The sequence below is a fragment of the Streptomyces sp. SID5464 genome (assembly GCF_009862985.1).
GTDB classification, from domain to species: domain Bacteria; phylum Actinomycetota; class Actinomycetes; order Streptomycetales; family Streptomycetaceae; genus Streptomyces; species Streptomyces chartreusis_D.
In genome coordinates this window covers 1-276 of sequence record NZ_WWIQ01000089.1, presented here as the reverse complement: position 1 = coordinate 276, position 276 = coordinate 1, and the positions used below count along the sequence as shown (strand labels likewise).

General features: G+C 72.8%; 1 protein-coding gene. It reads right to left on the bottom strand.

What is annotated here, in order from left to right; translation table 11 throughout:
• On the bottom strand, positions 1-276 hold a 276-nt coding region (locus GTY47_RS40050; protein ID WP_158688499.1), incomplete at both ends, for a beta-ketoacyl synthase N-terminal-like domain-containing protein.

Here is a 276-nt window from a genome sequence, read left to right as displayed (position 1 = left end):
ACCCAGCACCCGGTGCCCGTTGCGCCGCGCGTCCGACAACCGCTCGAACATGAGGAGGCCGACGCCCTCCGCCCAGGTCGTGCCGTCGGCCGAGGCCGCGAACGGCTTGCAGCGGCCCTCGGGGGACAGTGCGCGCTGGCGGGAGAAGTCGATGAATCCACCCGGGCTGGCGATCACGGTGACACCGCCGGCCATGGCGAGGGAGCACTCGCCCTGCCGCAGCGCCTGGACCGCCAGGTGCAAGGCCACCAGCGACGACGAACACGCCGTGTCCAC